Origin of the sequence: Streptomyces pactum (assembly GCF_016031615.1) — a bacterium.
Taxonomy (GTDB): domain Bacteria; phylum Actinomycetota; class Actinomycetes; order Streptomycetales; family Streptomycetaceae; genus Streptomyces; species Streptomyces pactus.
In genome coordinates, this window is the sequence record NZ_JACYXC010000001.1 from 6259195 (window position 1) to 6280859 (window position 21665).

Consider the following 21665-nt stretch of genomic DNA (forward strand, 5'->3'; position numbering starts at 1 on the left):
TCCCTTCCCCTACGGAGCAGCCGAACATGAGCGAGACCCCCGCAGCGTCCACCATCCGCTGGGAACAGGACGGGACCGGAGTCGTCACCCTCGTCCTGGACGATCCCGGACAGTCCGCCAACACCATGAACGCCGCCTTCATCTCCTCCCTGGAGGCGGTGGCCGACCGCGCCGAGGCCGAACGGGACTCCATCCGGGGCATCATCATCACCTCGGCGAAGAAGACCTTCTTCGCCGGCGGCGACCTGCGCGACATGATCAGGATCGGCCCGGCCGACGCCGAGCAGGCGTTCCGCAAGGGCCTGGACATCAAGCGCGACCTGCGCCGCATCGAGACCCTGGGCAAGCCGGTGGTGGCCGCCCTCAACGGCAGCGCGCTCGGCGGCGGGTACGAGATCGCGCTCGCCTGCCACCACCGGATCGCCCTCGACGCGCCCGGCTCCAGGATCGGCCTGCCGGAGGTCACCCTGGGCCTGCTCCCCGCCGGCGGCGGCGTGGTGCGCAGCGTACGGCTGCTGGGCATCACCGACGCGCTGCTCAAGGTCCTCCTCCAGGGCCGCCGGTACGACCCGCGGCGGGCGCTGGCCGAGGGCCTGGTGCACGAGGTCGCCGCCACCGAGGAGGAGATGCTGGCCATGGCCCGGGCGTTCATCGACGCCCATCCCGAGTCCCGGCAGCCCTGGGACACCGAGGGTTACAAGATCCCCGGTGGCACCCCGGCGCACCCGAAGTTCGCCGCCAACCTGCCGGCCTTCCCCGCCAACCTGCGCAAGCAGCTGGCCGGCGCGCCCTACCCCGCGCCGCGCAACATCCTGGCCGCCGCGGTGGAGAGCTCCCAGGTGGACTTCGAGACCGCGCAGGTCATCGAGGCGCGCTACTTCACCGAGCTGGTCACCGGGCAGACCGCGAAGAACATGATCCAGGCGTTCTTCTTCGACCTCCAGGCGGTCAACGCCGGCCGCAGCCGCCCGGAGGGCGTCGAGCCGCGCCAGGTGCGGAAGGCCGCCGTGCTGGGCGCGGGGATGATGGGCGCCGGGATCGCCTACGCCTGTGCCAGGGCCGGCATCGAGGTGGTCCTCAAGGACGTCTCCTTGGAGGCGGCGGCCAAGGGCAAGGCGTACTCCGAGGGCCTGCTCGCCAAGGCACTGGCCAAGGGCCGTACCACCGAGGCGGAACGGGACGCGCTGCTGGCCCGGATCACCCCCACCGCCGACCCGCGGGACCTGGCCGGCTGCGACGCGGTCATCGAGGCGGTCTTCGAGGACCCGGCGCTCAAGCACAAGGTGTTCCAGGAGATCGAGGGCGTGGTCGCCCCCGACGCCCTGCTGTGCTCCAACACCTCCACCCTCCCCATCACGCTGCTCGCCGAGGGCGTGGAGCGCGCCGCCGACTTCATCGGCCTGCACTTCTTCTCCCCGGTGGACAAGATGCCGCTGGTGGAGATCATCAAGGGCGAGCGGACCGGTGACGAGGCCCTGGCCCGCGCCTTCGACCTGGTGCGCCAGATCCGCAAGACCCCGATCGTGGTCAACGACTCCCGGGGCTTCTTCACCTCGCGGGTCATCGGGCAGTTCATCAACGAGGGCGTGGCGATGGTCGGCGAGGGCATCGACCCGGCCTCGGTGGAGCAGGCCGCCGCCCAGGCCGGCTACCCGGCCAAGGTGCTGTCGCTGATGGACGAGCTGACCCTCACCCTGCCGCGCAGGATCCGCGACGAGACCCGGCGGGCGGTGGAGGAGGCGGGCGGCAGCTGGCCCGGCCACCCGGCGGACGAGGTCATCGACCGGATGGTGGACGAGTTCGGCCGCACCGGGCGCAGCGGCGGCGCCGGCTTCTACGACTACGACGAGTCCACCGGCCGCCGGACCCGGCTGTGGCCGGGCCTGCGCGAGCACTTCACCACCGGCGCCACCATCCCGTTCCGGGACATGCAGGAGCGGATGCTCTTCGCCGAGGCGATCGACACCGTGCGGCTGCTGGAGGAGGGGGTGCTGACCTCGGTCGCCGACGCCAACATCGGCTCCATCCTGGGCATCGGCTTCCCCGGCTGGACCGGCGGCGTGCTCCAGTACATCAACGGCTACCAGGGCGGTCCGGCCGGCTTCGCGGCCCGGGCGCGGGAACTGGAGGCCGCGTACGGGGAGCGGTTCGCGCCGCCGCGGCTGCTGCTGGAGAAGGCCGCCGCCGGGGAGACCTTCACCGACGGCTGAGGCCCCGCCCGGGCCGGTGACCATCCCGCCCGGCGCCGACCGCCACCCCCGGGGCGCGGCCGGCGCCGGGCGGAACGGGTCCGGGGTCTCCGGCGGGGGAGCGGACGCGGTGCGTCGGGAGCGCGGGGAGGCCAAGAAGCGGGGAAGCGGGGGAGCGGGCCGGCGGGGGAGCGGGGTGGCCGGGGTCAGCCGGTCTCCCCGTACCAGGCCCGCAGCTCCTCCTTCATGGACCGCTGGAAGGCGATCACCAAGGCCTGCACCACCAGCGGCTGCATGTGCGCCGACAGCGACTTGATGGCCGCCTTCTCCTCGCCCCACACCTCGTCCCGGAAGAGCCGGCTCAGCTCGCGCGCCGCGGACCGGGTGTGCTCCAGCACCACGGTGTGCGCGGCGAGGACGGTCTCCAGCGCGATCGGCACGTCCAGCAGCCGCAGCCCCAGGTGGAGGATGGCCGGATCGGTCCGGAAGACGTCCGGGTCCCCGGTGCGCTCCAGCATGCTCATCGCCGCCAGCCGGTCGATGTCGTGGTCGGTCAGCTCCCGCCCGGCCCGGCGGGACAGCTGGGCGCGGGTCATGTCCTCGGGGCTGTCCGGCGCCCAGGACGCCACCAGCGCGCGGTGGATGGCCAGGTCGTTGGCGCTGAGGTCCGGCGGGAGCTGTTCGAGGTACCGTTCGATCGCCGCCAGGGTCATCCCGTGGTGCTGGAGCTCCTCGATCAGCGCCAGCCGGGACAGGTGCTCCGGCCCGTAGCGGCCCACCCGGCGGGGGCCGATCACCGGGGGCGGCAGCAGGCCCCGGGTGCTGTAGAAACGGATGGTGCGGACGGTCACCCCGGCGCGCGCCGCGAGTTCGTCGACGGTGAGTGTGGCGTCCCCGGTCTCGCTGGTCATGGGCCACCCCTCACTCGTACGGTCTGCGCTCACCGAGATTCAACAGTATTGCTGTCTCATCATCGGTGTGAAAGGCGTCGCCGGGGAACCCGGCGCCGCGCGGGAACGCCGCGCCGCCCGCCCCGGGGCGTCGGGACGGGCGGCGCGGCGGCCCGGACCGGGCCGCGGGCGGGATCAGTGACCGCGGTGCTCCTCGCCGCGGTGGGCGTCGCGGCCGTGGCTGTGCACGGTGTTGGTCGCCTGGATCTTCCGCCACGACTTCGGCTCCGCCGGGGCCTTCGGGGCGCCCAGGGCCACCGACCGGGCCGCCGCGGCGGCGGGCTTGGACGGCGTGTACAGCCAGGTGTCGAACAGCTCGGCGAGCGGCTTGCCGGACACCTTCTCGGCGAACCGGCGGAAGTCGGCCACCGACGCGTTGCCGTAGCGGTACTCGGTGGGCCACCGCTGGAGGATGGTGAAGAAGTCCTCGTCACCTATCTCGTTGCGCAGCGCCTGGAGGGCCAGCGCCCCGCGGTCGTAGACCGCGCGGTGGAACTGGTTCTCCGCGCCCGGGTCACCCGGCCGCACCGTCCAGAACGGGTCGTCCGCCGGGTACAGGGCGTAGGTGTAGTCCGCCAGCTCCTGCGCGGTGCCCTCGCCCTCCTTCTCCGACCACAGCCATTCCGAGTAGCGGGCGAAGCCCTCGTTGACCCAGATGTCGCGCCAGTCCTTCAGCGAGACGCTGTCGCCGTACCACTGGTGCGCCAGCTCGTGCACCACCACCGAGACGTTGGCGCCCCGGGCGAACTGGCGGGGGCTGTAGAACGGCCGGGTCTGGGTCTCCAGCGCGTAACCGGTCGGTACGTTGGGCACGTAGCCGCCCAGCGCGTTGAACGGGTACGGGCCGTACAGCCCGGCGAGCCAGTCGGCGACCTCGCCGGTCCGCTCCAGGCTGGCGCGGGCGGCGCCGTCGTTGGCGCCCAGGTCCTTGCTGTAGGCGTTGATGACCGGCAGCCCGCCCGCGGTGGTGTCGGTGGTGACGTCGAACTTGCCGACCGCCAGCGTGGCCAGGTACGTCGCCTGCGGCTTGTCCGAGCGCCAGTTGTAGCGCGTCCAGCCCAGCCGCGAGGTGGTGGACTGCAGCGTGCCGTTGCTGATCGCCTGGGTGCCGTCCGGCACCGCCACCGACACGTCGAAGGTGGCCTTGTCACGCGGGTGGTCGTTGCTCGGGTACCACCACCAGGCGCCCTCGGGCTCGTTGGCCGCCACCCCGCCGTCCGGGGTCCGCAGCCAGGCGGTGTACCCGCCGACCTCGACCTCGGAGGGGGTGCCGTGGTAGCGGACGACGACCGTGAACGGCTTGCCGGAGTCCAGCCGACCCGCCGGGGTGATCTCCAGCTCGTGGTCCCCGGTGGCCTTGAAGGCCGCCTTCTTCCCGCCGACCAGCACCGACTCCACGTCGAGTGCGAAGTCGAGGTTGAACCGCGACAGGTTCTGGGTGGCGCGGGCGACGATGGTCGCGGTGCCCTCCAGGCGGTCGGTGTCCGGCTGGTACTTCAGCCGCAGGTCGTAGTGGGACACGTCGTACCCGCCGTTGCCGTAGGACGGGTAGTACGAGTCGCCGATGCCCGGGGCGCCCGGAGAGGGTTCGGCGGCCGATGCCGGGATCGCCAGCACCATGCAGGCCGCGGCGGCGGCCGGGACGAGGAGTCTGTGACGCACGAGTCCTCCAACTCGTAGGGGAGAACGATCACTCGGACTCTACGCACCGGCACACCCGGTCGTCTCGTACACCGGTGCTAACTGTCATGTGTTCGACATCCGGACGACACGGCCGCCTCAGCGGCACGGTCCGCCGCCGGCGAGGCGGCCCGCTCCCGGTGGTCCGGGCCCGCCGCACGGGCCGCCGCCGGACGGCCCAGCCCGCCGTCACCCGGTCGCGGGATACCGCCGGACCGCTCCCCGGGCCGCCCCCGCGCCTCCGTCCGGGTCCCCGCGGCCCGTGGTAAGCGGTACGGGGACGGCCGGCGCGCGAGGAGCCGGCGAAGCGCCGGAGGGACGCCCGGCGGACCAGTGAAAGGCCGGTGCATGTCGGAGAACGGTAAGGCCGCCGAGGACGGCCCGCCCGGGGACGAGGGCCGGCCCGGGGACGACGGCGGGCCCGGGGACACGCGGCACCACCACTCGATCATCGCCGACATGGCCGGCGCCCCGCACCGGCCGCACATCGCCCGTACCGACCCCCTGGTGTTCGGTGTCGCCGCCGCGCTCACCATCGCCTTCGTCCTGTGGGGTGCGCTCGGCACCGACTCGCTGGAGGACGCCTCCAGCAGCATGCTCGACGGACTGATGCACAACGGGGGCTGGGCGTTCGTGCTCGCCGCCTCCGGCTTCGTGCTCTTCGCCCTGTGGCTGGCCATCAGCCGGTACGGCCGGATCACCCTGGGCAAGGCGGCCGAGGAGCCGGAGTTCCGCACCGTCTCCTGGGTGGCGATGATGTTCAGCGCCGGCATGGGCATCGGCCTGATGTTCTTCGGGGTCAGCGAGCCGCTGGCGCACTTCGTGGACCCGCCGCCGGGCACCGACCCGCGGGACTCCGCCGAGGCGATGGAGACCGCGATGGCCACCACCGTCTTCCACTGGACCCTCCACCCCTGGTCCATCTACGCGGTCGCCGGGCTCGCCATCGCCTACAGCACCTTCCGGCGCGGCCGGCGGCAGACCATCAGCGCGGTCTTCACCCCGCTGCTGGGCGAGCGGCACGTCAACGGCTGGGGCGGCAAGGTCATCGACATCCTCGCCATCTTCGCCACCCTCTTCGGATCGGCCGCCTCACTGGGCCTGGGCGCGCTCCAGATCGGCAGCGGCATCGAGGAACTGGACTGGATGGACCACGTCGGCACCGGGCTGCTGGTGGTGGTGATCGCCGTCCTCACCGCGGCGTTCGTCGCCTCCGCGGTCTCCGGGGTGGAGCGGGGCATCCAGTGGCTGTCCAACATCAACATGGTGCTCGCGCTGATCCTGGCGGTCTTCGTCTTCGTCGTCGGCCCCACCATCCTCGTCCTGGACCTGCTCCCCACCACCGTCGGCTCCTACCTCGGGGACCTGCCGCAGCTGGTCGCCCGGACCGAGGCCAGCAGCGGGAAGGGCGTCGCCGACTGGCTCAGCAACTGGACCGTCTTCTACTGGGCGTGGTGGATTTCCTGGACCCCGTTCGTCGGGATGTTCATCGCCCGGATCAGCCGCGGACGCACCATCCGGCAGTTCGTCGGCGGGGTGATCCTGGTGCCCAGCACGGTCAGCCTGGTGTGGTTCGCGATCTTCGGCGGCACCGCCATGCAGCTGCGCGACGAGGGCCGGCTGCACGGCCGCACCACCCAGGAGGAGCAGCTCTTCGGCGTCCTCCAGGAGTACCCGGCCGCCACCTTGATGAGCATCGTCGTGATGATCCTCGTCGGCATCTTCTTCATCTCCGGGGCCGATGCGGCGTCCATCGTGATGGGCACCCTCTCCCAGCGCGGCTCCTTCGAGCCGAACCGGCCGGTGGTCGTGTTCTGGGGCTCCGTCACCGGGGCGGTCGCCGCGGTGATGCTGCTCATCGGCGGCGGGAAGGGCGACGCCCTCACCGGCCTGCAGAACCTCACCATCCTCGCGGCGGCACCGTTCACCCTGGTCATGGTGGCGATGTGCGTCGCCCTGATGCGCGATCTGCGGCGCGATCCGCTCATCATGCGGGGGGAGCTGGGCGAGGAGGCGGTGGAGATGGCGGTCATCGCCGGCCACCAGAAGTACGCGGGTGACTTCGAGATCCGGATCGGGCCCGCCACCACCCCGCCCGAGCCCCCGGCCGCCCCCCGGCGGCACCCCCACTCGGCCCCCAGGGACGGCCCCGGCGGTGAACCTCCGGAGTCCCCGTCCGGACCCCGCGGCACCTAGCGCGTGTCTCCACGATGCGGCATCCAGGACGCCACGGCCCCTTGCCGGGGCGGCTTGACCGTTCACGGAACCACTCATCCGCGGGGATCGTTCGCCGCGAGCCAGGCCCGGACGGCCTCCGCCTCCCGCCGATGCCCGAGGCTCCGGAGCAGGTCCGCCTGCAGGCTCACCACACGGCGCAGCGGCGAAACGAACGGCGCGGGCGCGGTTTTCACGAGCCTGCTGTAGATCTCCACCGCTTCCACCGTCGCCCGCAGCGCCTCGGGCATGTCCTGTCGTGCGACATGGCGCACCTGCGCCCATGCGGACAGCGAGAGGGCGAGGTCGGGTTCGTGGGCAGCCGGGTTGCCGGCCGTCAGCCGGCGCCGGATCGTCACCGCCTCCTCGGTGGCGGTCAGGGCTTCCTCGTGCCGCCCGGCCTCCGACAGCCGGGTGCCGAGACTGTGCAGTGAGGTGGCGAGGTCGGGTTCGTGGGCGGCCGGGTTGTCGGCCGTCAGCCGGCGCCGGATCGTCACCGCCTCTTCGGTGGCGGTCAGCGCCTCCTCCCGCCTTCCCACCTCCGACAGCCGGGTGCCGAGGTTGTTCAGCGCGCCGGCGAGGCCGGGTTCCTGGGCCGTCGGATGAGCTGTCGCCAGCCGGCGCCGGATCGTCACCGCCTCCTCGGCGGCGGTCAGGGCTTCCTCCCGTCTCCCCACCTCCGACAGGAAGACGCCGAGGTTGTTCAGCGCGCCGGCGAGGCCGGGTTCGTGAGCCGTCGGATGAGCTGTCGCCAGCCGGCGCCGGATCGTCACCGCCTTCTCGGTGGCGGTCAGCGCCTCCTCCCACCGCCCGGCCTCCGACAGCCGGCTGCCCAGACTGTGCAGTGAGGTGGCGAGGTCGGGTTCGTGGGCGGCCGGGTTGTCCGCCGCCAGCCGGCGGTGGATCGCCACCGCCTCTTCGGTGGCGGCCAGTGCCTCCTTCCGCTGCCCCGCCCACGACAGATGGTTGCCGAGATTGTTCAGCGCGCCGGCGAAGTCGGGTTCGTGGGTTCCGGGATCAACCGCCGCCAGCCGACGGAAGACCGCCGCTGCCTCCTGGGCGAAGGTCAGTGCTTCCTCGCGCCGCCCCACCTCCGAAAGGAAGACGCCGAGGTTGGTCAGGAGGTTGGCGAGGTCGGGTTCGTGGGCCGCCGGACCGCCCGCCGCCGACCGGCGCCGGATCGCCACCGCCTCCTCGGTGGCGGCCAGGGCTTCCTCCCGGCGCCCCACCGCCCACAGTTGGCTGCCGAGGTTGGTCAGCGCGACCGCGCTGTCGGGTTCGTGGGTGGCCGGGTCGTCCGCCGCCAGCCGGCGCCGGATCGCCACCGCTTCCTGGGTGAAGGTCAGTGCTTCCTCGCGCCGCCCCACCTCCGACAGGAAGACGCCGAGGTTGGTCAGGATGTCGGCGAGGTCGGGCTCGTGGGCGGGGTCGGTGGAGGAGAGGTCCCGCCAGATCCGCAGGGCCTGCCGGCCCGAGGTGAGGGCTTCGTCGCGCAGGCCGGCATGGAACTGGCGTCTGGCGAGGTAATGCAGGACGTGGGCGCGTGCGGCGGGGTCCCGGAAGGTGCCCAGGTGGTGGTGTACCAGGCGTGCGGTGACGGCGGCGATGCCGACGTCGAGGTCGGTGTGCCGGCCTTCGGGAAAGTGGGAGTTGATGGCTCCCAGAACGCTGATGTCGAGGGTGGGCAGGTCGGTCAGGCGGGCCAGGGCGGCGCTGCCGGCGGCCAGGGCCAGGGCGGGGTGGCGGCGCAGGAGCGGGTCGAGGTGCCGGGTGGCCAGGTGGGGCCAGCGGTGGGCCGCCTCTATCAGGACCGTCAGGGCCTGGCGGGTGTAGGGGGCCGGTCTGCCGTCCTGATGGTCGGGCGCGAGGAGCGCGCCGGGTGTGGTGATCGTCCAGGGATCGGTGGCGTGGTACCCGAATTCCTCCTCGTGGCCGGGGAGGGTCAGGGCGAGGTAGTCCTCGCCGAGGCGGTCGGGGGCGAGTGGGTCGAGTACCAGGCCGGGGCCGGCGGGCGGGTAGCAGTGGGCGTGGTCCGCGACCAGTTGCCAGCCGGCGGCCGGGGTGCCGGCGGCGCCGGTGCGGGTGAGGGCTGCTGTGGCCTCGTCGGGTGGCAGGGTGCCGGTGAGGGTGGCCACGTACACCGCCCGGCCCATGGCCTGCTCGGTGGTCCGCAGCGGACCGCGGCCCCGGTCGTGGAGGGAGCGCCAGTGGTCGTGTTCGCGGTCCAGCAGGTAGGACGAGAGACTCGCCTGACTGCTGCCCGGCGGGGGTGTCCATCCGCGGCCGGCGGCGTCCACGTCGACCAGGGCGCGCATATGGATGGTCAGGGTCAGGGCGAACGCCGGGTCGTCGAGATTGCCGGGTACACCGATCCTCGTGGGGTGGGTGTGGGCGAAGATCTCGGCGAACCGGTCGCGGGCCGCGACGTACATGTCGGCACGAGCCCCCCTGGTGTCCGGGATCCCTTCGAGCCGCAGGGCGTCGACGTCCAGGATGTCGAGTTTCGTGAACTGGTGGGCCAGGCCTTGCCACCACATGCCGGCCGGGCGGGCCAGCAGCAGGATGCGCAGCCGGTCGCGGGCGGCGTCACGGTGCTGGCGTACCAGCGTGATCAGGTCCTCCAGAGGCCAGCGCTCGGCGTAGTCCACGATCACGACCAGGCCCGGGGCCCGCACGGCCAGGCTCTGGTCACCGCCCCCGGCCGAGGAGACCTCGCTGCGGTGACGGGCCAGCGCGACGGCCCATCCCGCCCCGGCCGAGCGTGCGGCGAACTCGGCGGCCAGCCGGGTCTTGCCCGACCCGCCCTCGGCGTGCACCAGACGCACCGAGAGCCCCGGCGACTCGCCGTCGCGCCACGTCTCCAGCAACGCCAGTTCCGGCCGGGGAAGGAACGGGACCACCTGGTGGCGGGCCATCAGCAGCCGGCTGGGCATCCGTGCCAGCCCCGCGGGCAGCGCGGCCGGAACCGTCACGGGGAAGGGCTCCACCCGGTACGGCGGGGTGCCGCGGTAGATGTAGTTGTACTGGTCCCCGTGCTGCACGGCATTGACCCGGCCACCACCGGTGGCCGTGATGATCTGCGTGTACACCACGCCGTCGCGGGGGCCCACCGGCGCGTCCACGCTCAGTCCTCCCTGTCCTGACGCGCCGGACCCGCGGGCGGTCCGGGTAACCGGGTGCCGGAGTCCATGTAGTAGGTGTTCTGGTTCCCGTTCTGCACGGCGTTGACCACGGCGCGGTCACGGGCGGTGTTGTACTGGTTCCGCTGCTGTGGTGCCGCAGCCAGTGCCGCCTGCATCCGGTGCGTCTGCGCCTCCAACTCCTCGGCCGCGTCGGGATGCGCGGCCAGGAACCTCTCCAGCTCCAGCTGCCACTGTCTGATCAGCAGTCTGCGCGCAGGCTCGGTGTCCTGGTCCGGGGCGAACAGGGCCGCGCCGTCGTCCAGTTGTGCCTCGACGTCGTCATGCAGCTCGGGGCTGCGGCGGCGGATGACCGCCAAGAACCCCTCACGGACGGTGGCCCAGGCGTCCGTGGCCATCGCGGCCACGATCGTTGTCGCACCGGACATGGCCAGTACCGCAAGTTCCTGATCTGTCACGAATACCCTCTCCAACCCTCAGGACCGACTTCGGCGGGCGGGCGAAGGCGGAGGCGGAGCCAGGCTTCTCGGTGCCTCGGGCGGCGGAGCGCACGCGCCGGAGAAGTTTCCGCCGCGCCGGCGGCGTCAGCACGGCCGCCGCGCTCCTGGTGACCCCCCAACGCACCCCCCACTCCCCGTCCAGCGCCCGACCAGCCCGTCCATGCCCCCCTGGCTGCCACTCCCCCCATGGGCGACGGATCGTGCCGAACCATGCCGGATCAGGATGACCGAACGGGTTTGCCGTGCCCACCCGTTGGGGGCGCCGTGACACGTTCGTTGCAGTTCCCCGGGCGAGGGACGGAGCGGGTCCTGCGGAGGTGCTGCCGGAGTGCGCGGCCGCGGCCCTCCGGGCTGCCGCCGGCTGCTGGGCATCGCCCGTGGCCGGCGGAGGAGCCGGCCGCGTCAACAGCGTTGCGGACGAACTGCGCCTGGCACACGCCGGTCCTGCCGGGCTTCTCGCGCCCACGGCCGGGGCGGACCGGCCGGAGGGGCCGGAGGGGCCCTGAGGGGTGGTGGTGCGGGCGGGTCCGCCGGTGCGGCTGCGCGGCCCCGGGCAGCCCGTCGGCCGGGTGGCAGACTCCGGCCATGACCACACAGACGATCGACGCCGCGCACGCCGGCACCTGGCGCCTGGGGGACCTGACGGTCAACCGGATGGGCTTCGGCGCCATGCGGCTGACCGCCCGGGCCGACGGCTCGCCCAGTGACCGGGACCGGGCCGTCGCGGTGCTCCGCCGGGCCGTCGAACTGGGCGTCAACCACATCGACACCGCCTCGTTCTACTTCTCGCCGCTGCGTTCCGCCAACGAACTGATCAACCGGGCGCTCGCCCCGTACCCGGACGATCTGGTGATCGCCACCAAGGTCGGTCCCGGGCGGGACCCGGACGGCGACTGGTGGTGGGCCGACCCCGGCCAGCTGCGCGGCCAGGTCGAGGAGAACCTGCGGCAGCTGGGCCGGGACCACCTGGACCTGGTGAACCTCCGGGTCAAACGGCAGGCCACCACCGGGTCCGTCGCCGAGCACTTCGGCGTCCTGGCCGAACTCCGCCGGGCCGGCCTCATCCGCCACCTCGGCATCTCCAACGCCCGGCCGGACCACCTCGCCGAGGCGCTGGCCATCACGCCGGTGGTGTGTGTGCAGAACCCGTACGGCGTCGGCGCCCCGCCCAGGGCCCACGCGTTCCTGCGCGCCTGCGGCGACCAGGGCATCGCGTTCGTGCCCTTCTACGCGATCGCCGGCAACGGGCGCGAGGCCGGCCCGGTCGGCACCGAGGACGACGCGGTCCTCGCCGTCGCCCGCGCCCACCGGGCGAGCCCCGCCCAGGTGCGGCTCGCCTGGACCCTCGGGCTCGGCCCGCACGTGCTGGCCATACCCGGCACCGGCGACCCCGGCCACCTGGCCGAGAACGTCGCGGCCGCGGGCCTGAGGCTGACCGCGGAGGAGATGGCCCTGCTGGCGTCCGCGGGCCGGGGCGACGGGTGAGGCGGCGCGGCAGCCGGCCGGGCCCCTGCCGGCCCGGCCGGCGCCGTTGACCGCTCACCGCCGGGTGGCGGTGACCGCCGGAGCCCGGCCCGCCGCCCGGTGCCGGTGACCGCCCACCCGCCGCCCGCGGCCGGCCGCGACGGTGGTGCCGTGGCCGTACGGCTTGGTCCGGCAGGCGGGACCGGAGCCGCCGGTGCCGTCCGGGCCTCGCGGCGTGCGGGCCCGCGCGCCCCGGGGGACGGCGGCGGCCCGACGGACTTCCGGTCGCGCCGCCCGGCGGCAGCCCCGTGATCCCGGCGTCACCGGGCCCCGCGGCCCCGGCCGGCCGCGACGGTGGTGCGGATGAGGTGCCCGGGGCCGAGGCCGCGCGCAGGCGGCGCTCGGCCGGTTCGCCGGCGGCCTGCGCCGGGGTCGGGCCCGCGGTGTCCAGCAGGTTGCCGACGGTGTCCTCGATGGCGCGCACCCGCGCGGGGCCCCCGTCGGCGTGCCGCCCGGTGTCCGCCGGCTCAGCCGGTCCGGTCGGCGAGGCGGGCGGCCTCCCGGGCGCAGCCCCAGGACACCGTCACCCCGGCGCCGCCGTGCCCGTAGTTGTGCACCACCCGCGCGCCGTCGGGCAGTTCCTCCACCGCCAGACGCACCTCGGCGCGCGCCGGGCGCAGCCCGACCCGGTGCCGCAGCACCTCGGCGCCGGCCACCTCCGGGTGGAACCGGGCGCAGCGGGCGATGATCGCCTCGGCCGTCGCCGGGTCCGGCTCGGTGTCCCACGCGTCCTCCCGCGCGGTGCCGCCGAGCACCAGCCCGTACGGCTGCGGCAGGAGGTAGGTGGTGTCCGACGAGGCGTCGTCGGCGGCGACCGTCCAGGTGGTGACGCCCGGGTTCGCCACGATCACCAGCTGGCCCTGCACCGGCCGTACCGCCGGGTCGGGCACCAGCTCGCGCGCCCCCAGCCCGGCGCAGTTCACCACGGTCGGGGCGTGCCCGGCGGCCTCCGCCAGGGAGGTGGCGGTCCGGGCCTCCACCGTGCCGCCGGCCGCCTCCAGCCGGCGTCGCAGGTACGCCAGGTAGGCGGGCATGTCCACCAGCGGCACCCGGGCCCGCAGCCCCCGCCCGACCCCGTCGGGCAGTTCGTGGGGCGCGGCGGTGCGCAGTCCGGGCACCTCGGCGGCCCAGGCGGCCACGTCCGCCAGGCCGGTCCCGCACATGGTGCCCTCGGCGAGGCGCACCCCGGTGGGGCCGGGTCCGTCCGGTTCGTCCCCGGGCCCGGCCGCACCGGCGGCGCCGAGGGGGTCCGGAGCGGCCAGCGCGGTCAGCTCGCGCAGCGTCTCCAGCGACCAGCGGCCGACCCGCTCCAGCGGTTCGATGCGGTACGGCCACCACAGGCCGCCGGCCACCGCCGAGGTGGTGTCCGCGGCCGGGTCCCGGCTCCAGACACCGGTCCGCAGGCCGCTCTCGGCCAGGACCACGGCGGTGGTCAGCCCGATCACCCCGCCACCGATCACGATCACATCGCTCGTCATGGCCGGAGGCTAGTCGCCGTCTCCGGCGCCGCGGAACCCGGGGCCGGGAGCCCCGCACCCCCTCGCGCGGACGCCGGGCGGCCGGCCGCGGACCGGCTCCGCCGGCGGACGGGCGGCGCGCGGCGGAAAAGCGGAAGACGGGCCCGGGGCACCCTTCGTTAGGATCGGCGGTCCCATGACTGCCACTCTCGTTGCCAAGGACCTCGCCGCCGGGCACGGCGAGCGCACCCTCTTCTCCGGCCTGGACCTGGTCGTCGCCCCCGGCGAGGTGATCGGCCTGGTCGGTGCCAACGGGGCCGGGAAGTCCACCCTGCTGCGGATGCTCGCCGGGCTGGACGAGCCGGAGGAGGGCTCGGTCTCCCTCAGCCCCCCGCACGCGACCGTCGGACACCTGCCGCAGGAACCGGAGCGGCGGCCGGGGGAGACCGTACGGGACTTCCTCGCCCGCCGTACCGGAGTCGCCGCCGCCCAGGCGGAGCTGGACGCCACCACCCGGGCGCTGGCCGACGGGCATCCCGGCGCCGACGACGCGTACGCCGTCGCCCTGGAGCGCTGGCTCTCCCTGGGCGCCGCCGACCTCGACGAGCGGGCCGAGGAGGTGACCGCCACGCTGGGGCTGCGCACCGGCCTGGACCGGCCGATGACCTCGCTCTCCGGCGGGCAGGCCGCCCGCGCCTCGCTCGCCTCCCTGCTGCTGAGCCGGTACGACGTGTTCCTGCTCGACGAGCCCACCAACGACCTGGACCTGGACGGGCTGCGCACCCTGGAGTCGTTCGTCACCGGGCTGCGGGCCGGCACCGTGCTGGTCAGCCACGACCGCGAGTTCCTCGCCTGCACCGTGCACAAGGTGCTCGAACTGGACCTCGCCCAGCAGCAGGTGACGCTGTTCGGCGGCGGGTACACCGCGTACCTGGAGGAGCGGGAGACCGCCCGGCGGCACGCGCGGGAGCGGTACGAGGAGTACGCCGGGACCCGCGCCACGCTGGAGGCCCGGGCCCGCACCCAGCGCGCCTGGATGGACAAGGGCGTGCGCAACGCGCGCCGCAAGGCGAGCGACAACGACAAGATCCAGCGCAACGCCCGGATCGAGTCCACCGAGAAACAGGCCGCCAAGGCCCGGCAGACCGACCGCCTGATCGAGCGGCTGGAGGTGGTGGAGGAGCCGCGCAAGGAGTGGGAGCTGCGCATGGAGATCGCCGCCGCCCCGCGCTCGGGGGCGGTGGTGGCCACCCTGCGCGGCGCCGAGCTGCGGCGCGGGGACTTCCGCCTCGGCCCGGTGGACCTGCGGATCGACTGGGCGGACCGGGTGGCCATCACCGGTCCCAACGGGTCGGGGAAGTCCACCCTGCTCGCCGTGCTCCTCGGCCGCCTGCGGCCGGACCGCGGCGCCGCCTCGCTCGGCTCCGGCGTGGTGGTGGGGGAGATCGACCAGGCCCGGGCGCTGTTCTTCGGCGACGAGGCGCTGCTCGACGCGTTCGGCGCGGCCACGCCCGAGCTGGAGCCCGCGGAGGTGCGGACCCTGCTCGCCAAGTACGGACTGAAGGCCGCGCACGTGCTGCGGCCCGCCGCCACCCTCTCGCCGGGCGAGCGGACCCGGGCGGCGCTCGCCCTGCTCCAGGCGCGCGGGGTCAACCTGCTGGTGCTGGACGAGCCGACCAACCACCTGGACCTGCCGGCCATCGAGCAGCTGGAGTCGGCGCTCGCCTCCTACCCGGGGACGCTGCTGCTGGTCACCCACGACCGGCGGATGCTGGAGGCGGTGCACACCACCCGCCGCATCGCGGTGGCCGACGGCCGGGTCACCGAGCACTGAGCCGCCGGGCGCCCGGCCCGCCCGGCGACGGCCGGACCGTACGTGCGGCCGGCCCCTGACGACCGGACCGCGCCGCACCGGCCGCCGTCGCGTGAGCGTGCGCACCGATCCCGCACGGCCGGGCCGGTGCGCCGGGCCTCGTACGGCCGGGCCGGTGCGGCGGACTTCGTACGGCCGGGCCGGTGCGCCGGTCACCGCACGGACCCGGGCCGCCGGGTCCCGCCCGGCGGCCCACCGCACGGGTGCTACAGCAGGCCGGCCCGCCGCAGCGCGTCCGCCATGGCGCCGTCCGCCGGGGCGGAGTCCCGTCCGCCGCGCTGCTCCCGGCCGTTGCCGCGCCGCTGCTGCGGGGTGCCGCGCCGGCCCTCGCCGCCCCGGCCGCCGCGACCGCCCTGGTCGCCTCCGCCGCCCTGGCCGCCGCGCCCGGAGCGGTCACCCCGCGCCGCGCGCTCGCCGCCCCGGCCGCCGCCGGAGCCGGACCGGGCCTCGTCGTCCAGCCGCAGCGTCAGCGAGACCCGCTTGCGCGGCAGGTCCACGTCGAGGACCTTCACCTTGACGATGTCGCCCGGCTTCACCACGTCCCGCGGGTCCTTCACGAAGGTGCGGGACATCGCGGAGACGTGCACCAGGCCGTCCTGGTGCACGCCGATGTCCACGAACGCGCCGAACGCCGCCACATTGGTGACCACGCCCTCCAGCACCATGCCCGGCTCCAGGTCGCCCAGGGTCTCCACGCCCTCCTTGAAGGCCGCGGTCCGGAAGGCCGGGCGCGGGTCCCGGCCGGGCTTCTCCAGCTCCCGCAGGATGTCGGTGACGGTCGGCAGGCCGAAGGTGTCGTTGACGAAGTCGGCCGGCCGCAGCGAGCGCAGTACCTCGGTGTTGCCGATGAGCGTGGCCACCCCGCCCCCCACCGACTTCGCCATCGTCCGCACCACCGGGTACGCCTCGGGGTGCACGCTGGAGGCGTCCAGCGGGTCCTCCCCGTCCCGGATGCGCAGGAAGCCGGCGCACTGCTCGTACGCCTTGGGGCCCAGCCGGGGCACGTCCTTGAGCGCCTTGCGGGACCGGAACGGGCCGTTCGCGTCGCGGTGCGCCACGATGTTCTCGGCGAGCCCGGAACCGATGCCGGAGACCCGGGCCAGCAGCGGGGCCGAGGCGGTGTTGACGTCCACACCCACGCCGTTCACACAGTCCTCGACCACCGCGTCCAGCGACCGGGAGAGCTTCACCTCCGACAGGTCGTGCTGGTACTGGCCGACCCCGATCGACTTGGGGTCGATCTTCACCAGTTCGGCGAGCGGATCCTGCAGCCGCCGGGCGATGGAGACCGCGCCGCGCAGCGACACGTCGAGGTCCGGCAGCTCCTGCGAGGCGAACGCGGAGGCCGAGTAGACCGAGGCGCCGGCCTCCGAGACCATCACCTTGGTCAGCTTCAGTTCCGGGTGCCGCGCGCACAGCTCGCCCGCCAGCTTGTCGGTCTCCCGGGACGCGGTGCCGTTGCCGACGGCGATCAGCTCCACCGCGTGCTTCCGCGCCAGCTCGGCCAGCGTGGCCAGCGACTCCTCCCACCGGTTCCGCGGCACGTGCGGGTAGATGGTGTCGGTGGCGACGACCTTCCCGGTGCCGTCCACCACGGCCACCTTCACCCCGGTCCGGAAACCGGGGTCCAGCCCCAGCGTGGCCCGGGTGCCGGCGGGCGCGGCGAGCAGCAGGTCGCGGAGGTTGGCGGCGAAGACCCGTACCGCCTCGTCCTCGGCGGCGGTGCGCAGCCGCAGCCGCAGGTCGATGCCGAGGTGGACCAGGATGCGGGTGCGCCAGGCCCAGCGGACGGTGTCCTTCAGCCACGCGTCCGCGGGCCGGCCCCGGTCGGCGATGCCGAACCGGGCGGCGATCAGCGGTTCGTAGGACGACGTCCCGGGCTCGGCGGACGGCTCCTCGGGCTCCAGCGTCAGGTCGAGGATCTCCTCCTTCTCCCCGCGGAACATGGCCAGCACCCGGTGCGAGGGCAGTTCGGTGAACGGCTCGGCGAAGTCGAAGTAGTCGGCGAACTTCGCGCCCGCCTCCTCCTTGCCCTCCCGTACCCGGGTCACCAGCCGGCCGCGCCGCCACATCCGCTCGCGCAGCTCCCCGATGAGGTCGGCGTCCTCCCCGAACCGCTCGGTGAGGATGGCCCGGGCGCCCTCCAGCGCCGCCGCCGGGTCGGCCACCCCCTTGTCCGCGTCGACGAACGCGGCCGCGGCGGCGAGCGGTTCCACCGAGGGGTCGGCCAGCAGCCCGTCGGCGAGCGGCTCCAGCCCGGCCTCCCGGGCGATCTGCGCCTTGGTGCGCCGCTTGGGCTTGAAGGGCAGGTAGATGTCCTCCAGCCGCGCCTTGGAGTCGGCGGCGAGGATCCGCGCGCGGAGCGCGTCGTCCAGCTTCCCCTGCGCCTGGACCGACTCCAGGACCGCGGTCCGCCGCTCCTCCAGCTCCCGCAGGTAGCGCAGCCGCTCCTCGATCGTCCGCAGCTGGGCGTCGTCGAGGGTCTCGGTCGCCTCCTTGCGGTAACGCGCGATGAACGGCACGGTCGAGCCGCCGTCCAGCAGCTCGACGGCCGCCTTGACCTGCCGCTCCCGTACGCCGAGCTCCTCGGCGATCCTGCCTTCGATGGACGTCGTCACGTTTCCGCTCGGCTTCCTGTCGTCCCGTCCGGTTGCGTCTGCATTGTGGCAGGTGGCGGTGGCCGGACGGCGGCGCCGGGTCCGACGTGCCGACGGTGGGTCAGTGCGCCCCGCGGGACGCGCCGCCGAAGAGCCGGGCCAGGGCGCGGAAGGGGAGGGTGACGACGGCGGCGAGGGTGGAGCCGATCGTGCGCAGGACGTCGGCGATGGCGCGGAACATGGTGCCTCCTGGGTCGGAAACCGGTGACACCCGAACGGGTGACCGGCTCCCGGCCGCGCAAACCCCGGCCGGCGCCGCCACCCCGCCGGTACGGACCCGCCGCCGGGCCGGTCCCGCCGGGGACGCGTGCCGGCCGGGCTCGCCGGGGGACGCGTGCCGGCCGGGCTCGCCGGGGGTGGCGGTCGCCGGGGCGGGGGGAGCGGCGGGCCGGCGACGGCCGCGGCCTACCCCTGACCGGGTTCGAGGTCCTCCAGGAAGTAGCTGTCGTGCCGGACGCGGAACCGCTCCAGTTCCTCACCGCCGCGCTGCGCCATCTCCGCGACCCGCTCGAAGTACTCCTCGCGCGGGGCGCCGGGGGAGAACAGCATGAGCATGGACGTGGGTTCGTCGGTGACGTTCCGGAACGCGTGCAGCCCGCCGACCGGGACGTGAAGGAAGTCGCCCGTGCGGCCGGTGACCCACCGCTCGCCGTTGTAGAGCTCCAGCTCGCCGGAGAGGATGTAGAAGGACTCCGACATCGCCCGGTGGAAGTGGGTCCTGGCACCGGGGGAGCGGGCGCCCAGCTCCACCTTGTACAGGCCGAACTCGCCGCCGGTGGACGCGTGGGTGGCGAGGTAGTGCGTGGTCGCGCCGGGCGAGGAGATGTCCGGCGGGGTGTCGGCCGGGCGGAAGGTGGCGTTCACCTCGCCCGTGGTGCCGTGGTAGCGGGCCGGCGGGTACGCGAAGTCTTCCGGGTGGGACATGGTGCGCTCCTTCGATGGATCATCCACCGGCATCCTGGTCCGCTCACCCGGAGGACGGCATCGGACTCGCGGGTGATCTCTGGCCGGCCCGGACCGAGGACCGTGGACCGGGTACCGCGGGGACCGGGACCCGCCGCTCCGGGCCTGGTGACGGGCCGGAGGCGGCCACCGGGACCACCGGGCGGACCGGCGCCGCACCGCACGGCCGGCCGTGCGGCACTCCGGCCGGCCGTGCGGTGCGGGCCCACCGGGCCGTCCCCGGGGCCGGGCGCCGGAGTGCCCCGGGGACCGCAGGCCCTCGCCCCGGGACCGCGGCCCGTGCCGCGGGCCACCTCCCCGGCAGCACCCGGGGCACGCGCGCGGCACCCCCGGAACCCTCACCGGACGCGGCCCCCGGCCCCGGCGGCGACCACCACCCTCGTGCGCACCGACGCCCCGCCGGCCCGGGAAGCCCCGGCAGGGGCCCGCGGGACGGCCGGGGCCGGCGGGGTCAGCGCTTGCCGATGAGGTTCGCCGGGAACGCGCCCGCCTCGGCGGCCCGCGCCGCGAACGCCCCGGCCAGTTCGGTGAGCCGGGCCACCCCGGCCGCCCCCAGGTGCTCGAAGGGGGCCGCGTCGAGCCGGTCGGTGGCGTCCTCCAGGGACTCCCGCAGCTCACGGCCGGCCTCGGTCAGCTCGCCGGCGGCGTCCAGCAGTCCGCGCCCGCGCAACCGGTCCTCGGCCGCCGACCACTCCTCGGGGGACCAGCCGCGGGTCCGCAGCACCCACTCCGGGGACATCCCCCTCCCGCCGGCGGTGTGACTGACCAGCGACTCCACCGGGTCCAGCCCGGCGTGCACCAGGGTGACCGTGTGGACGTCGCCGCGGTGCTCGCGCAGCAGGGTGGCGGCGTGCCACAGCGCCAGGTGCGGGGCGTCCGGCACCGGCAGGTCGGCGTGCGCCGAGTACAGCGGCCGGGCCTCCCGGACACACGCCTCGGTCGCCCGCAGCGCCAGCCCGGCCGCCTCGGCCATCTCGGGGGAGCCGACCACCTCGTCGCCGAGTATCCGCCGCAGCATCGAGTCGGCGGCCCGCAACCGGGCTTCCAGCGCCTCCTCCGGGGTGATCGACGACCACAGCCCGGGCAGGTGACGGGCCACGACCTCGTGCTTGAAGTTGTGGAACACGGCGGTCACCGTGCCCGGCCCCACCCGTCCCAGGGCCGACGCGCGGTTGGCCAGGTAGGCGGCCATCCAGTCCGTCACCCCGAACTTCGCCACCTCCTCCCGGTAGTCGCCGGTGAAGTAGATGGCCGAGTGGAGCGGGTTGAGAACGCGCTGGCAGCGCCGCGCGGCATGTGCGGGCAGTGTCGTCATGACGGGCACGCTACCGCCGGGCGGCCGGGCCCGGGAGGGTTTCCCGGAGCTGAGCGACCGCTGAGTATGCGTGGTGGACGCGGTGCCCCGGGCCGGACGCCCGCGGGGTGCGGCGGGTGGGGTGCCGGACGGGGCCGGTGGGCCGGTGCCGGGCGGGCCCGGTGCCGCGGCGGCGGGAGCGCGGTGCGGTGCGGGCCGGCGGGCGGTGCGGCTGTGGCCCGGTGGGTTCGGTGGGCGGTACGGCCGCGTGCGGACGTGTGCCGCGGGGGCCGGACCTCCGGCCGCCGTGGGCCCCGTGGCGGGCGGCGGGACGGTACGCATCCCGGCGCACCCGGCGCCGGGTTGGCACGGCGGGGCGCCGGGGCCCGGTGATCAGCGGGCCGGCGGCGTCCAGGGGAACCGGGGCGGCCGGCGCTCCAGGTAGGCGGCCACCCCTTCGGCCTCCTCGCCGGCGGCCCGCCCCTGCGCCTCCCAGTGGGCGACCCGGCCGGGCGCGGCGGGGCCGGCCGTGAACTCCTTGGCGGCGGCCTGGGTGAGGGCGGAGCGGGAGGTGAGGACCGCGGTGAACTCCGCCACCCGCTTCTCCAGACCGCCCGCGGGCACCACCTCGTCGATCAGCCCGGTGCGCAGCGCCCGGTCGGCGTCGATCAACTCGGCCGAAAACAGCAGGTACTTGGCGGTCGCCGGACCGACCAGCGCGGTCAGGCGCCGGGTGGCGGAGGGCGGGTAGACCACACCGAGCCGGGCCGGGGTGACCCCGAACCGGCTGCCCTCCTCGGCGAACCGCAGGTCGCAGGCGGCGGCCAGCTGGCAGCCACCGCCCACACAGGAGCCCCGTACGGCGGCCAGGGTGGGCTTGGGGAAGGCGGCCAGTGCCTCCTCGGCGGCGACCGCGAGATCCTTGGGACCGGTGTCCGGGCCGGTGTCCGGGTCGGCGAGGGAGGCGATGTCGGCGCCCGCGCAGAAGGTGTCCCCGGCGCCGGTGAGCACCAGCACCCGCACCGCCGGGTCGGCCGCCCAGCCGGCCAGCAGGGCCGGCAGCTCGCGCCACATGCCGGGGGTCATGGCGTTCCGCCTGGCCGGGTTGCGGATGACGACGGTGGCGACGCCGCCGCCGACCCGGTGCTCCAGGCCCGGTGCCACCGCCGGCTCCGGAGCGGCCGGAGCGCCGGACGCGGGCTTCATGAGCTCCATACGGCGGGA

At 74.8% G+C, this 21665-nt stretch carries 14 protein-coding genes; 4 read left to right on the plus strand and 10 right to left on the minus strand.

The genetic code is table 11. From position 1 onward, the window contains the following. The first annotated feature begins 26 nt into the window (after positions 1-26). The gene (locus IHE55_RS24725; RefSeq protein ID WP_197991039.1) at positions 27-2210 is read left to right on the plus strand and encodes a 3-hydroxyacyl-CoA dehydrogenase NAD-binding domain-containing protein; all 2184 of its coding nucleotides are present in this window, start codon (positions 27-29) and stop codon (positions 2208-2210) included. Between the two features lie 185 nt (positions 2211-2395). Here the strand turns inward: IHE55_RS24725 and IHE55_RS24730 are convergent, their stop codons facing one another. Both IHE55_RS24730 and IHE55_RS24735 read right to left on the minus strand, forming a co-directional pair. Beyond that, positions 2396-3100, minus strand: coding sequence for a MerR family transcriptional regulator (locus tag IHE55_RS24730; protein ID WP_197991040.1), 705 nt, complete (start codon positions 3098-3100; stop codon positions 2396-2398). Positions 3101-3274: 174 nt separating this feature from the next. After that, positions 3275-4759 carry a M1 family metallopeptidase gene (locus IHE55_RS24735; protein WP_232266791.1) on the minus strand — a complete coding sequence of 495 codons (1485 nt, stop codon included), beginning with the start codon at positions 4757-4759 and terminating at the stop codon, positions 3275-3277. Positions 4760-5278: 519 nt separating this feature from the next. On the opposite strand from IHE55_RS24735, the gene IHE55_RS24740 reads away from it, so the two are divergent. Further along, complete coding sequence (locus tag IHE55_RS24740; protein ID WP_197992230.1) at positions 5279-7015, plus strand: BCCT family transporter; 1737 nt, start codon at positions 5279-5281, stop codon at positions 7013-7015. Between the two features lie 74 nt (positions 7016-7089). Here the strand turns inward: IHE55_RS24740 and IHE55_RS24745 are convergent, their stop codons facing one another. Together IHE55_RS24745 and IHE55_RS24750 are read right to left on the minus strand one after the other, a co-directional pair. Continuing rightward, positions 7090-10155, minus strand: coding sequence for a tetratricopeptide repeat protein (locus tag IHE55_RS24745; RefSeq protein ID WP_197991042.1), 3066 nt, complete (start codon positions 10153-10155; stop codon positions 7090-7092). 2 nt (positions 10156-10157) lie between these two features. Further along, the gene (locus tag IHE55_RS24750; protein WP_197991043.1) at positions 10158-10631 is read right to left on the minus strand and encodes a hypothetical protein; all 474 of its coding nucleotides are present in this window, start codon (positions 10629-10631) and stop codon (positions 10158-10160) included. A gap of 627 nt (positions 10632-11258) precedes the next feature. On the opposite strand from IHE55_RS24750, the gene IHE55_RS24755 reads away from it, so the two are divergent. Further along, on the plus strand, positions 11259-12158 hold the full coding sequence (locus IHE55_RS24755) for an aldo/keto reductase (RefSeq protein ID WP_197991044.1): 900 nt from the start codon (positions 11259-11261) through the stop codon (positions 12156-12158). A gap of 506 nt (positions 12159-12664) precedes the next feature. On the opposite strand, the gene IHE55_RS24760 is transcribed toward IHE55_RS24755, so the two are convergent. After that, the gene (locus IHE55_RS24760) at positions 12665-13675 is read right to left on the minus strand and encodes an FAD-dependent oxidoreductase (protein ID WP_197991045.1); all 1011 of its coding nucleotides are present in this window, start codon (positions 13673-13675) and stop codon (positions 12665-12667) included. A gap of 175 nt (positions 13676-13850) precedes the next feature. Between IHE55_RS24760 and IHE55_RS24765 the strand changes: the two genes are divergently transcribed. Next, positions 13851-15488: an ABC-F family ATP-binding cassette domain-containing protein gene (locus IHE55_RS24765; protein ID WP_197991046.1), complete on the plus strand. Its 1638-nt coding sequence runs from the start codon at positions 13851-13853 to the stop codon at positions 15486-15488. A 245-nt stretch (positions 15489-15733) separates the two neighbouring features. Here the strand turns inward: IHE55_RS24765 and IHE55_RS24770 are convergent, their stop codons facing one another. The 5 genes from IHE55_RS24770 to IHE55_RS24785 form a co-directional block, all read right to left on the minus strand. Then, positions 15734-18145: a Tex family protein gene (locus IHE55_RS24770; protein WP_197991047.1), complete on the minus strand. Its 2412-nt coding sequence runs from the start codon at positions 18143-18145 to the stop codon at positions 15734-15736. A gap of 100 nt (positions 18146-18245) precedes the next feature. Then, complete coding sequence (locus IHE55_RS32390) at positions 18246-18365, minus strand: LPFR motif small protein (RefSeq protein ID WP_269671503.1); 120 nt, start codon at positions 18363-18365, stop codon at positions 18246-18248. A 224-nt stretch (positions 18366-18589) separates the two neighbouring features. Continuing rightward, positions 18590-19108 carry a cupin domain-containing protein gene (locus IHE55_RS24775; protein ID WP_197991048.1) on the minus strand — a complete coding sequence of 173 codons (519 nt, stop codon included), beginning with the start codon at positions 19106-19108 and terminating at the stop codon, positions 18590-18592. Positions 19109-19598: 490 nt separating this feature from the next. Next, complete coding sequence (locus tag IHE55_RS24780; protein ID WP_197991049.1) at positions 19599-20462, minus strand: SCO6745 family protein; 864 nt, start codon at positions 20460-20462, stop codon at positions 19599-19601. Positions 20463-20834: 372 nt separating this feature from the next. Then, positions 20835-21656 carry an enoyl-CoA hydratase/isomerase family protein gene (locus IHE55_RS24785; protein ID WP_232265687.1) on the minus strand — a complete coding sequence of 274 codons (822 nt, stop codon included), beginning with the start codon at positions 21654-21656 and terminating at the stop codon, positions 20835-20837. Positions 21657-21665 lie beyond the last annotated feature (9 nt).